The organism is Pseudomonas cistanchae, assembly GCF_054483635.1.
Genome location: NZ_JBTLWN010000002.1, coordinates 126,677 through 139,413, shown reverse-complemented (window position 1 = coordinate 139,413; position 12,737 = coordinate 126,677). Strand labels below are relative to the sequence as shown.

Sequence of the window (12,737 nt, the reverse complement as noted above, 5' to 3'; positions counted from 1 at the left end):
ATAACCCAATAGAACCCATTGCCTGCCCACAAGCCTAAGCTAACAAGACCATTTACCTGGGAGAACCGGCATGCGCCCTACCCTCACTCACCTGGCGCTTCACGTACCCGACCTGGATGCCTGCATCGCCTTTTATGGCGAGTTCTGTGGGATGCGGGTTATTCATCAACGCGAAGGCAAGGGCTCGCGGATCGTCTGGATGGCGGAACCGGGCAAGGAGCACGCGTTCATTTTCGTGATCATGCCCGGCGGACAACAGCGCAACCTTGCCAGCGACGACTACAGCCATTTCGGCTTTGCCGTGGACAGTCGCGAGCGCGTCGATGCCATCGCCGACAAGGCCAGAGAAGCAGGTTGCCTGGTGTGGCCGCCCCGCGATGAGCCCTACCCAGTCGGCTACTACTGCGGCGTGCGCGACCCCGCAGGCAATTACCTCGAATTCAGCTACGGACAACCGCTTGGCCCTGGCGCGGAGGCGATGCCCATTCCATAAAAAAAGCCACCCGGAGGTGGCTTTTTGGCTCGCAGCGCGCGGTTAGAACGCTTTTCCGGTTTTGTAGAGATTTTCGAAACAGAAGTTGGTGGCGTCGATGTAGCCTTCCGCGCCGCCGCAATCGAAGCGCTGGCCCTTGAACTTGTAAGCCAGCACGCAGCCGTTTTGCGCCTGCTTCATCAGCGCATCGGTGATCTGAATTTCGCCACCTTTGCCGGGCTCGGTCTGCTCGATCAGCTGGAAAATATCCGGGGTCAGGATGTAGCGACCGATAATGGCCAGGTTCGAAGGCGCATCTTCCGGCTTTGGCTTCTCGACCATGCTGTTAACCCGGTAGATGTCATCGCGGATCATCTCGCCAGAAATCACCCCGTACTTGTGGGTTTCCTCCGGCGGCACTTCCTGGATCGCCACGATCGAGCAGCGGAACTGGTTGTACAGCTTGACCATCTGGGTCAATACGCTGTCGCCGCCCAGGTTCAGGCACAGGTCGTCAGCCAGGACCACGGCGAAGGGTTCGTCGCCAATCAACGGCCGACCGCTGAGAATCGCGTGACCCAACCCTTTCATTTCCACCTGGCGGGTATAGGAGAAGCTGCACTCATCGATCAGGCGACGGATGCCAACCAGGTACTTTTCCTTGTCGGTATCGCGAATCTGGTGCTCAAGCTCGTAGCTGATGTCGAAGTGGTCTTCCAGTGCCCGCTTGCCGCGGCCGGTGACGATGGAAATCTGGGTCAAGCCGGCTTCCAGTGCTTCCTCGACGCCGTACTGGATCAGCGGCTTGTTCACGATAGGCAGCATTTCCTTGGGCATGGCCTTGGTTGCGGGCAAAAAGCGTGTGCCGTAACCGGCTGCTGGGAACAAGCATTTCTTAATCATGGGACGCCTTAAAAAGTGAGACGAAATGGCTCGCGCAGTCTATCAGGCTGCACTCTCTATACAATGCCCCGGCGCTGGCGCAACGCCAGTAAAACCGGGAAGTCTGCGCTCCTGTGGTTGCGGCCTGAGCATCTGTACAAGCGCAGCGGTCGCTGCGCGCACAATCACCCAGACGGCGCCCCTTTAATGGAGGCGTTGACGCACAAGAAGCAGGTTTCTGCGATTGGGTACCGCTTCGACTACGCCCCGCTTTCGCCGGTTCAACCTGTTTTTGGAGCCGTCTCACCAGTAAGCATTGGTTTCAGATATCGCTTGTAGACAACTGCAGCCACAGGGAGAACAAGCCCAAACCGCTCCAGAACACTACAAATAACCAGGGCGTGCGCAGGGAAAACAGCAGCGACTTGCGATGACTGTCGCCCTGCGACTCTTTTTCGCTGAACAACGGCGAGTCGTCATAGGCCAGGCCGACTTTCGGCTCGCTACGCAGCAGCTGGGTCTGTTTGAAGTGCCAGTGGCCAACGATATCGAACGATGCCTTGATTCCTGGCCAGGCATGCAGCGAGCTGACTACCCCCAGCAGCGCAAGCAATGGCGGTACCACCAGTCGAAACACTTCGCCCCAGGAAGGATTCAGATTGGCCATGCAGGAGGCGTAGGCGATCACCAGGAATGACTGGGCCGACAGGTAGGCATTGGTCCTGTTCGACAGCAGCGTCGTTTCGTACTGGATCTCCCGGCGGTAGAAGTCGAGCCGGTCCTTGGGCGTGCCGAACAGCAGCGCATCCGATGGCGCAGGAGCATAAGGGTCGTCGGGCTTGATGATTCTGGACACAGGGCTTTACCAATCGTCACTGACCCGCTTTAGAAGTACCGATGGCGGGTCAGTTCCGCCGTTTCGCTTGCGGCCTCATATGCGTCGTGCAGATGCGCAGGCACTGCAACTGAACTCTTTGCGTGATCGGGTGGCCTACCAGTGGGTATGAATCGACTGTGGAGGCTGAACGAACATGTGGATCAAGCGAATGATGGACTGGCGACTGGCAGGCCTGCTGTGCCTGGCAAGCCTTACCGCCGGCTGCGGAGTTAACAACATTCCGCAATATGACGAACAGGTGAAATCTGCCTGGGCGCAGGTGGAAAACCAGTATCAGCGCCGCGCCGACCTGATTCCCAACCTCGTGGAAACGGTGAAGGGCTATGCACGCCAGGAGCAGGAAACCCTGACCGCGGTTATCGAGGCCCGGGCCAAGGCCACCTCCATTCAAGTGGATGCCAGCATGCTGGATGATCCCCAGCGCCTGCAGCAGTTTCAGCAAGCGCAAGGCCAGCTGACCAGCGCCCTGAGCCGGCTGATGGCGGTCTCCGAACGCTATCCCGACCTCAAGTCGAACCAGAACTTCCTGGCTTTGCAGTCTCAACTGGAAGGCACTGAGAACCGCATCGCCGTAGCGCGACGCGACTTCATCACCGCCGTCGAGCGTTACAACACGGAAATTCGCACGTTCCCGGGTCGCCTGTGGCACATGGTGATGTACAGCGATATGCCGATTCGAGAGAACTTCGAGGCCACCGCGACGGATGCGGACCAGGCGCCCGAAGTGAACTTCTGATGAACCGCCTTTTCCGCAGTTTCTCCACCCTGTTGCTCACGTGCTGCATGGGCGTGGCAACTGCCGCCGAACTGGAGCTGCCGCCGCTCACCGGGCGGGTGGTCGATCAGGCCGAAATGCTCGATGCGGCCGCCGAGCAGCGCCTGACCCAGATGCTCGCAGCTCACGAACAGGCCAGCAGTGAGCAGGTGGTCGTCGCCACATTGAGCAATCTGCAGAACCGTAGCATCGAGGAGTACGGCGTCGCCCTGGGTCGGCATTGGGGCATCGGTCAGCAAGGCGAAGACAATGGCGCGTTGCTGATCGTCGCCCGCGACGAGCGGCGTATTCGCATCGAGGTTGGCTACGGCCTCGAAGGTCGGCTTACCGATGCGCAATCCGCGCTGATCATCAATTCCATCATCACCCCGGCTTTTCAACGTGGCGACTTCACTGGCGGAATAGTTGAAGGTACTGCAGCAATCATCCAGGTGCTGGGCGGCAATCCCCTGGCGCCCTCTTCTACGGCCATGGCTGCCGCTGGAGAAAAGCCGCCTGCAGCGCTGATGGGGCTGTTCGGCTTTTTCCTGATCGTGATGATTGTATTGCTGAGTGGCGGCGGGCGCGGTGGTTCAGGCCGCGCGCTGTTGCTCGGTGCCTTGATTGGCGGTATGGGCCGCGGCTCTGGCATGGGTGGCGGTGGCTTTGGTGGTGGGGGTTTTGGTGGTGGCGGCGGTGGCTTCGGTGGTGGGGGTGCTTCCGGTGGCTGGTAATACCCGACGCAGAATCAATTGGAGGCAACTCGCATGACCCTACTGAACGTAGCTGAACAGCAACAGGTCGCAGCTGCAATCGCGGAAGTCGAGCAGCACACCGATGCGGAACTGGTGACGGTGCTGGCAGCACGCGCCGACGATTACACCTATATCCCTTTGCTGTGGGCCAGCCTGTTCGCCCTGGTACTACCTGGGGCAGTGAATTTTTTCGGCGGCTGGTTGAATGCGCCGCAGCTGCTGCTGGTGCAATGGCTGAGTTTCATCGGCTTGGCGCTGGTGGGTCGTTTGCCGACCATTACCACCCGCCTGATTCCGCGCTCGGTACGCAACTGGCGGGCGTCCAATCTGGCTCGCCGGCAATTTCTGGAAAACAACCTGCACCACACCGAAGCGGGTACCGGCATCCTGATCTTCGTGTCCGAGGCTGAGCGCTATGTGGAAATCATTGTCGATCAAGGCATCGCCAGCCGCATAGACGACCAACATTGGCAGACCTTGGTACAGGCCTTCACGACCCATGTCAGACAAGGCCGCACGCTGGAAGGCTTTCTTGGGTGTATCCGCGGCTGTGGTGAAGTGCTCAAGCAGCACATCCCGGCAACCCACGAGCGCAATGAGCTACCGAACCGGCTGGTCTTGTTGCCGTAACTCTTAAAAACCTCGCCGCCCATAACCATGCTACTTGAGCACCCCGAGCATGGTCCACACACGGCGCACTTCGGGGTCCGTTGAGAGTAACTCCGGCAGCAACTCCCCAAGCGGCTTGCTGCCCCACTCCACGGCGCGATGAATTAAGTAGGGCACCGGGCTGTGGGGTTCGGTTCGCGCCAGAAACTCGGCGATCAATACCAGCTGCCGGTAGGCATCTTCCCGACTGGAGGGGCCGGCCCCGTTGATCTGCGTGTGTGCGCTCGAGGGGTCGGCAGTTTCGCCTAGAGGCTGAGGGTCGCTTGCCACTTCTACTGGCGCAGGTCGTTGTGGATGCATGGCAATGTACTCCTGCATGAGTGTCGTCAACGCCGCAATCACCGAGCGCAGCGGGCTGTAGCTGGGCGCAACCTCACCTAACGTCGCGTCGCTCCAACGTTCAAGGTGATCAAGGCTGGTTTGACTGGATAACAGACGCTCGAGGCAGTTCAACCAATGGCTGAAAGGTGTGGCACGGATAAGCTCATTTAGTTTCTGCTGGGTTAACTTCGCCGTCTCGGCTTGGAGCTTGGCTTCCTTGTTGTCACCACGAAGTACCTGGCGCTGCTGCAGTAGCTGCCAGTCGCTCAGGGTAAACGCATTGAATTCGCTGCTTGCTTCGAATAATCCACTCCGGGTGTGCAGGATTTCCGCATAACGCCGCACCAGCCAGTCGAAGGGCGCCGCTCGCCAGGCCTGATCCCCATCTTCGGCTAATGGATGGACATCGTTCGGGTAGGTCTCACACAACCCCACCAGCAGTTCCAGCGCTCGGCACAACCCTCCTAGACCATCGCGGTGCAGCCAGGCTTCGCCCAGCCAGGCGGCGACCATCAGATCCTTGCTACGGTTGGCCAGAATGTCGCGGGCGAGTTTTTCCAGCGCTGCCCAGTCACCCCGCTTGATTTCCGACTGCCAAACCCCTGTGGGCAGGCTGGTGTCATCCTCGCGGCGCAACTCGCGCAATAGCCCGTAGTCGTTCTCGTAGCGCAGGCTGCCACCGCAGGGCGACGCGGCCGAAATGGGCTCCAGCAGATCAGCAATCGATGCCGAGTCGGAGGGTATGGGCGTGCTCACGGTTGCTCCTGAGAACTCAGCAATGCGGTCGAGTTGATATGGCCGAAGGGCGAATGTGGGGCGCGAACCGGGAGTGGCTGAATCGACAGCGGCAACTTGCTGCCCTGGGTCATCAGCGACAAGCGCATAAACATCTGTGCCTGGGTATCGGGGCTATAGGGCGCATAAACTGGCAATTGCAGCGTCAGCGGGAACTCCGTGTAATCCGCGTTCGGCTGCCGGGCAACCGTCACGTGCGAACGAATCAGCCGCAACAAGGCCCAGGGCCCGGTGTATTGCCAGCCGGCTTCCAAATCGGTAACCGCCAAGCTCGGCTGCAACGGATCGTTAGCGGGGCTTTGAGAGCCATTTTTGGCCCAGCGCAGCATCAATTTCATCGGTTCGCCAATCAGCCAGTGAATTCGCTGTTGCTCACCCTGGGGGTACAGGATCGCTTGTTGGCCGGAATGCAGCCCCCAGGCGATGACCTGGTCGGCGCCTCGCTCGTCCTCGCGATCAGTGCGCCAGCGTACCTCGAGGTCGAGGCCGAGTATGCCCTCCTTGTCACGCACGAACAAAGGCGCCAACCAGGTGCGCGAGCGTTTCAAGCGATCGAGAAAATCCTGCGCGGCGAGGACATCTGCCGATTGACTGAGCGCAAGGCCTTTTTCCGCCTGTTCAAGGTGCGCATCGATCAACTGCACCATGTACGCAACCCTTGCAGGGTCGGCATCGGCGTCCTGAACGCTGTAAGAAAAAGGGAAGCGCCCGGCCAGGTATTGATTGAAATAGTTGGCTAGCTTGTCCCAGGCGACAGCGGCCAGTTGCTGCTGGAGAACGCCACAGCGAGCCCGCGCGCTTTCCCAGATCGAGCGACTCTGGCGGGATACATCATCGAGGCTTTGCGCAAGACTGGCCGACTTCAAGATCTCAGCGCATGAGCCGGCATCCATTTCGTTCAGGTCGCGGCTGACCAGTTGTTCGAACAACGCGGGCGAACTCACCGGATTTTGCGCCTGGTACTTGTTCATTTCCTCATACAACGCATCGAGTCGCCTGACCTTGTCGTAGTCGGCCAGCGGCACGTTGTGCTGCTGTGATTTCAGCCACTCCACAGCAGGGCGATAGGCCTGGGTAATGCTCAACATCGTTGCGAACTGTTGAGCCAGGCTTTGCTTGAGGTCCTGACTGTCCAGCGAGCGAAACAGGGCCAGTCCCATGCCCTTGGAACCGTCCCAGCGAGCAATATCGAAGCGGGTGCGAAACAACGGCAGCGCGTCGACATTGCCCAGCGCCCGGTCAATGTCCGCCAGGGCACGCTGGTTCAGCGCGTTCTGCAGAGCCGCGGCGAGGTCCGGGCGGTTCAATTCGGTAAACGCCTTTTGCAGGACCAAGGCCTTGTCCGCGGGTACGTCAAAAGACAAACCAGCCGTGGGTTGCGCAATGCTGGCGCTTTTTAGCACGCCGTACCACATGGCTGTCGTGGCCGCATCCTTGGCGCTGGCAATCAAGGTCGGGCGGTATTGCTGAGGTATTTGTGGCGACTCATCGGCAAGGTAGCGCTCGTAGCTGCGCAAGTAATTGAGCGATGCATCCAGGCTTTTTCCATCAAGCGCCCGCGATAACAGATCGCTGCTCAGGCTTCCCTGATTGGCCAGTGCGCTGACTGTGAAATCCTTCTGCAGCAGGCTCTCGATGGCATTGTCCAAACCGATCACATGTTCTTGAAGCGCCAGGACATTGCTGCCTTGCATCACCAGAAGATTGCTGCGAGAACCCTCGTGGGAAATCCAGCGATCGCGGAAATTCCGCTGGAGGCTGGCTTCGGTTTCATCCACTGCAGTTTTTACGGACGGCCCTAACAGCGCGCTCTTGCCGGCGCTTTCCAGCAGGTTTCTGTAACCCGGGACCAAATCCTGGCCACTACCGCGACTCCAGGCAGTATTGGTCAGTGCGATCATCGCCTGCAGGTTGTCGATCAGCTGATCCACCTCTTCGAGTTCTGTCAGCGAATTGCCGTAACCCAGTTGCAGTTTGTCCGTGTAGCGCTTTAGCGATCCGGCTGGGCTCACGAAGTTTTCGCCAAGAAAATACTGATCGAGCCACAGCTGCATCAGCCGCTTGAACTGGTCGGCGAACTGCTCGTGGTTTTCCTCGAGATCAAGTGCCTGTAGTGGGATCCGCTCGGCCAATACCCGGTTGTAAAACGCTTCGCGGCGCAGGGTGCTGGCATTCAGGTTGAGATCCAGCGCGTTGTTGCTCAGCAGGACCAAATCGTCCAACGGCCCTTTCGGGTTATCCAATGCGTTTTCGAACCAGCGATTCTTCGATTCAATATTCAGCAGGCCGCTGGCAAGGCTGTTAGCTTGGACATAATTCGGCCAGCGCTCGGGGTAATCATGCTCACGGGTGGCGCCTTTACGGCTCGGCCTGATGGTTTGTAAGGTGGCGAGGTCAGCCTGCAAAAGATCGCGCAAGGGCTGGAAAAAGTGCGTGAGGGCCGTGCCACGCAATACAGCTTCCAGGTGCCTATCGGTAGCCGAAAACCAGGACGTCGGATAAGCCAGCGAGACGAATTGCCACCGTGGCGCCTGCTCGAGCACATGCCAAAACGCTTGCACGTTCTGCCGTGTAACGTCCTTGCGCCGGGCCTCGTTGCTCACTGCCGCGTAGCGGCTTTGAGCGTCCTGAAGTATGCGCGAAAGGCGATTGGCGTCCTCCACTGCGCCGTGCCAGACCCAAATCATCGCGGCCATCCAGCACAGCCCAAAAAATACCGCACAACCACCGACCAACTGCTGCCAACGCTGGCGCAGCCTTAGAATCCTGGGCACCGCCTGCGCCAAACCTTGCTCGGCGATGATGCGCCGGCTCCAGAGCTGATCGGCAAACATGCAGCGTTGCGCGACGCTTATTGGCCCCGCGATTGCCCATTCATCATCGGCGTGCCCGGACGTTTGTGTCGCGGTGAAATAAAGCCCGCGAAAACGTGGCGCTTCCCCGAGTGCGTTACCCTGGAAAACCGGATCGAGCAGCATCTGTACGTGGCCGTGCAGAGCCGCCAAGCGCTGTGGCAAACAATACAGCTCGGCGCCCACCTCTCCCCTCAGCGTTCCCAATTCCAGCACCGCTTGGGAAAGCGCCTGGGTGATCTGCGTGAGTGCAATCTCGCTCCATTCGGATTGCCAGACCACATCGGGGGCATGAGGCGATGTCCAGCCCAAGGCTCGGCTGCGGGCCTCTTCAGGCAGCGCCGCGATCAACTCCTGGAAGCCTGGCAATTCCTCCATACCGCTGATCACGACATACACAGGCAAACTCAGCCCCAGCCGTTGCAACAGGTCGATGAACTTGCGCCGCGCACCGAGCCCCGAGGCCAACGCAGTGTCAGCGTCGATCAGGCTCCTCGCCGGGACATTCCATATCACCCCGTCCAGTGGCCGTCTCGCCCGCAGACGCAGCAGCAGCCCGAGCAGGCGCCACCATGCGGCCCGCTGCGCCGTGCCTCCCTCCTCAGAGAGAAACAGACCTTCCGGCACGACCAGAACAGCACCGTCCGGATCGGCGTGCCAACGTCCAAACCAGGCGGGCTTGCCCACCGGGGAAAGGTTCCAGGTGGTGCACAACTGCGCGCACTGCTGCTCGTTGCCAAGCATCAGCAGCCACGGCATTTCGTAGCGATCGCGGACCGCGAAGTCTTGCTCCAATTGTTTGTACGCGGCATAGAAGCTACGCACCGCCGAGCCGGACTGCGTCCGTAACCACCAGATCAGTACGCCGATGGCCACCACCAGCAATAGCAAACCCACCACGATGGCGACGATATTCAGCGTGCTCACGAATCTTGCTCTATCGACGAAGCCACGTGCAGCGAAGGCTCAAGCTCCTGCACGATGTCACGCCAGAAAAAATGACCGATTACAGTCAACAGCATGAACATGCAGGCAATGCCCAACCCTAGGCGGAACCCATCCGGCAACGAGCGGCGTACCTGCAAACGCCTGGGTTGCCCGCTAGAGGGCGACTCGAGGGTGTCGCCAATATCGGCATACGACGGGTCCCGTTGCCAGACAAAGGCGAACAGTGCACGACGCCACTTCTCATGGATCGCCTGGCCACGGCCGCCACGTAGCCGCCCGTGAAAGCCCAACAGCATGCATTGCAGATAGACATCGGCAAGATCGCGGCTGGCCGGTGCGCGCTCATCCAACAGCTTCTTGATCGCTACCGGCACACGCTCCCCGGCATTGCGGCTGCCGTAAAGGCGCGCCTCCAACGGCTTTTCCTGCCAGGCGCCTTGCCCGGCCCAGGGCGTAAAAATCAGGGTTTCATCGAGCAAAGCCACGAAGGCATACACAGTTGCCTTCACCTGCTCCGATGACGACTCCCCCACGCTGGCGAACGCGCTGCGCCACAGGCGGCGGGTAATTTGATTGGCCGACTCGATCGTTCTGGGCACCAGCTTCGCATCGCTGTCTTCGTCCTTTTCCACGTCATGCCAGACACTTAGCCACTCCTGCCAAGCGTGCCGAAAAGCGCTACTCAGCGGCGACTCGTGAAGCCCTCGCTGGCGCGGAGCAAAACTCCCATCAGGCATATGCAGTCCTTCTTCTATGCCGCTTCGTTCGCGTTAGCGATCAACAAAACTAATTGCCAGGGAGCACTGCTCTGCGCATGACTGGACGATACAATGCGAAGCCGTTGTGCAGGATCGAACCATTCACCGGCGGCCTGCACGACGAACAGTTTCGTATCGTCCCCGACGCTGTACGAAACCTGTTCCTGGCGCCCCATCGGCTGATGGGCCAGGCCACTCATGCGCTGCCTGGAGAGCGTCGCGATATATGGCTCTGAGCCGATAAACGCCCGCCCCAGCCACTCCGAGGCAGCTTGCTCGTGACTGCCGGCAGGCATGCGCAAACCGACCACCAAACGCTGACTGCGCTTTTGCGTATCGGGTAGCGTGATCGAAAAACCAAGGCCTTCCTGCTCGAAGGCAATGCTGCGGTAACCGGCGCGAATGAGTTCGAGGGTTTCGCCCAGCCATCCCAGCACCTCGTCATAGCCGCGCTGCAATTCCTGAAAATCCAGCGCAGCGAATGCCGGTATGCCGGCCAATGGATTGAGTACACTCCAGGCGCCGGCCATGCCGGTCAGCAATCCGTGAAGCGCACTGGGGCCGGCAATACGGCTGTTCAACAGCGCTTCGACTTCCGGCAGGCGCGACCACAGCGCCGCGAGCTGTCGGCGTATTTCGTCGATGTCATCGTCGTTGCCGGCCTGTTGCGCATGGCGCAAGCGCCCCGCCAGGTACAGGCATTTTTCGCGTGCTCGGGCGCAAAGCGCGGAAACCTTTTGACCGAGAACCGACTCGGGAAGAATCCGGGGGGTAGGCGCGACATAGGGCAGTTGGACATAGCCACCACCCTCCTTGGCAATCTTCAGCAGCGGCATGCAGATGGCATCGGCTTTGTATGCCTCGGTGGTCAACCTCAGGCTCGGACGCCACACCACGATCGGTTCGGGATACTCACCGCTGGCCAGATCAGGTATGGCCTCGCCCACTACTGACTGCAACCGCCCCTTCAACGGCACCAACTGGCCCGCGCGCCACAGTGGGCTGACCGCGAGGAATACGGTAACTTGGGAATGGGTCGTTGCGGCGATAGCCTCGGCAAGCTCCAACTCGAGGGGAGCATGGGTGCCCGGCGTTACGCTGGCAGGCAAGCCATCGGGCAGAACCGCCTCGAGGGACAGAATGCGAATCTTGCCCGTGCAGAGCGCTGATGGGTCCAACTCGAGCGTCGTGACGCCCCAGAACCAGGGGTTACAGGCATTGGCCAGAAGCGTCGACAATGCTTCGGCGCGGAGTCCCTGAAGCTGGAAGTGCTGGGGCAACAACTGCATACCTTCGTGCCAGCAAACCGCGTCAGGCAGAAAACTCATACGACTCCCCTCGACTTCCGATGTGATCAGCGCTGGTCGTCACCCACCAGGCGCATGTCCCTGCTTTCGAACTTCAGCCAGACCTGTCGTTGATCGTCCAGGCGCAGCCGATGTACTCCCGGAGTGTTATAGCTGGCGAAGACCAAAAGTCCAGCCGCGGACTCGCCTGCCATTGGAAAGTCCGCCGACTCCATGAACTGGCCCGGCACCAGCTCAAGACTCCAGATAGCGAGCTTGCGTCGATGATCGCGCTGGTATTGCTCGCGCTCGGCAAACCAGGTCTTGGCGGGTATACCGGAAAGCAACGTGAGCAGCTCCGCATCCTCGACCGCGACAAAATCGACGGCAATGGGAAAGTCGTTATTGGCGAGCGGCGCCACATCCAGCGTCAACCGGTCCAGTTCGACCTGCGGTTGATGGGTGAAACATGCGCTCAGCACACAAGCGGCAAGTGCATAAACCGCCGAGGTGACGAATCTCAATCGTCCATGACGCATACCGACAATCCCAAATTAGGTTTGCGTTTTTATAGACCTGTTCTAGCGTGTTGGGTAGTTCGTCAGCGAGACGAATGAGAGGGATCGTTGGATGCTAAGCCTGTATCCGGCTTGCGCAATGGTTCTTGCAAGGGAGTGCAATGTGCAGGGAAACCGATGCATTCGCACCCGAAAACCTGCATCGGAGTCGAGTTCATGGCTGAGAGTACGCAACACAAACTAGACCGCATTCGCCCTCCCCGTGTTCAGATCACCTACGACGTCGAAATCGGTGACGCCATCGAGAAGAAGGAACTGCCGCTCGTCGTCGGCATACTCGCGGACCTCTCTGGCAAACCTGACAACCCGCTTCCCAAATTAGGTGAACGGCGCTTTGTCGAAATCGACCGCGACAACTTCAACGGCGTACTCGCGTCGATCGCTCCTCGTGCCACCCTTCAAGTCGACAACACCATCAGCGGCGACGACAGCAAGCTGAATGTCGAGCTGCGCTTCAATCACATCGACGATTTCGATCCGGTCAATATCGTCACCCAGGTCACGCCATTGCGACGCTTGTTCGAAGCACGCCAGCGCCTGCGTGACCTGTTGACCAAGCTCGATGGCAATGACGACCTCGACAAACTGCTTCAGGACGTAGTCGCGAGCACCGAGGGCTTGAAGGAAATCCAATCGGCGCGACCGGATACGGCCGAAGCGTCGAGTACCAGTGACAAGAAAGCCGAACCTTCTGCGGATGCTAAGTCGGCCAAGGCCGAATCTGCGGGCGACAGCGAGCCGCCGGCAGAAGAAGAACCTCAAGCCTAAT

Annotated in this window: 12 protein-coding genes; 5 read left to right on the top strand and 7 right to left on the bottom strand. The window is 59.6% G+C overall.

Going from position 1 to position 12,737, the window contains the following annotated elements:
• Positions 1-70 precede the first annotated feature (70 nt).
• Positions 71-493 (top strand): VOC family protein, encoded by a 423-nt coding sequence (locus ACX0MV_RS07600; protein WP_458981893.1) that lies wholly within the window; start codon positions 71-73, stop codon positions 491-493.
• A gap of 42 nt (positions 494-535) precedes the next feature.
• Here ACX0MV_RS07600 and galU read toward each other — a convergent pair whose 3' ends face one another.
• Both galU and ACX0MV_RS07590 read right to left on the bottom strand, forming a co-directional pair.
• Positions 536-1,375 (bottom strand): UTP--glucose-1-phosphate uridylyltransferase GalU, encoded by an 840-nt coding sequence (galU, locus tag ACX0MV_RS07595; RefSeq protein WP_458981892.1) that lies wholly within the window; start codon positions 1,373-1,375, stop codon positions 536-538.
• A 301-nt stretch (positions 1,376-1,676) separates the two neighbouring features.
• A complete protein-coding gene (locus tag ACX0MV_RS07590) occupies positions 1,677-2,210 on the bottom strand; it encodes a hypothetical protein (RefSeq protein WP_458981891.1) in 534 nt (177 codons plus the stop codon).
• Between the two features lie 175 nt (positions 2,211-2,385).
• On the opposite strand from ACX0MV_RS07590, the gene ACX0MV_RS07585 reads away from it, so the two are divergent.
• Genes ACX0MV_RS07585 through ACX0MV_RS07575 form a run of 3 tightly spaced genes read left to right on the top strand, consistent with a single transcriptional unit; the run spans position 2,386 to position 4,391 of the window.
• Complete coding sequence (locus tag ACX0MV_RS07585; RefSeq protein WP_458981890.1) at positions 2,386-2,988, top strand: LemA family protein; 603 nt, start codon at positions 2,386-2,388, stop codon at positions 2,986-2,988.
• Positions 2,988-3,740: a TPM domain-containing protein gene (locus ACX0MV_RS07580; protein ID WP_458981889.1), complete on the top strand. Its 753-nt coding sequence runs from the start codon at positions 2,988-2,990 to the stop codon at positions 3,738-3,740. The genes ACX0MV_RS07585 and ACX0MV_RS07580 overlap by 1 nt, the downstream gene beginning before the upstream one ends.
• A 33-nt stretch (positions 3,741-3,773) precedes the next feature.
• Positions 3,774-4,391 carry a TPM domain-containing protein gene (locus tag ACX0MV_RS07575; RefSeq protein WP_458981888.1) on the top strand — a complete coding sequence of 206 codons (618 nt, stop codon included), beginning with the start codon at positions 3,774-3,776 and terminating at the stop codon, positions 4,389-4,391.
• Positions 4,392-4,421: 30 nt separating this feature from the next.
• On the opposite strand, the gene tssA is transcribed toward ACX0MV_RS07575, so the two are convergent.
• Genes tssA through ACX0MV_RS07550 form a run of 5 tightly spaced genes read right to left on the bottom strand, consistent with a single transcriptional unit; the run spans position 4,422 to position 11,929 of the window.
• Positions 4,422-5,507 (bottom strand): type VI secretion system protein TssA, encoded by a 1,086-nt coding sequence (gene tssA / locus ACX0MV_RS07570; protein WP_458981887.1) that lies wholly within the window; start codon positions 5,505-5,507, stop codon positions 4,422-4,424.
• Entirely contained in the window at positions 5,504-9,325 is a 3,822-nt protein-coding gene (locus ACX0MV_RS07565; protein ID WP_458981886.1) for a type VI secretion system protein, read from the bottom strand. Before ACX0MV_RS07565 ends, tssA begins: the two co-directional genes overlap by 4 nt.
• A complete protein-coding gene (locus tag ACX0MV_RS07560; protein ID WP_458981885.1) occupies positions 9,322-10,083 on the bottom strand; it encodes a DotU family type IV/VI secretion system protein in 762 nt (253 codons plus the stop codon). Before ACX0MV_RS07560 ends, ACX0MV_RS07565 begins: the two co-directional genes overlap by 4 nt.
• Before the next feature lie 14 nt (positions 10,084-10,097).
• A complete protein-coding gene (gene tssK / locus ACX0MV_RS07555) occupies positions 10,098-11,432 on the bottom strand; it encodes a type VI secretion system baseplate subunit TssK (protein ID WP_458981884.1) in 1,335 nt (444 codons plus the stop codon).
• Between the two features lie 26 nt (positions 11,433-11,458).
• A complete protein-coding gene (locus tag ACX0MV_RS07550; RefSeq protein ID WP_458981883.1) occupies positions 11,459-11,929 on the bottom strand; it encodes a type VI secretion protein in 471 nt (156 codons plus the stop codon).
• 195 nt (positions 11,930-12,124) lie between these two features.
• Here ACX0MV_RS07550 and tssB point away from each other — a divergent pair, with 195 nt between their 5' ends.
• Positions 12,125-12,736, top strand: a complete 612-nt coding sequence (tssB, locus tag ACX0MV_RS07545) for a type VI secretion system contractile sheath small subunit (RefSeq protein ID WP_458981882.1) — start codon at positions 12,125-12,127, stop codon at positions 12,734-12,736.
• The last annotated feature ends 1 nt before the right edge of the window (position 12,737 follow it).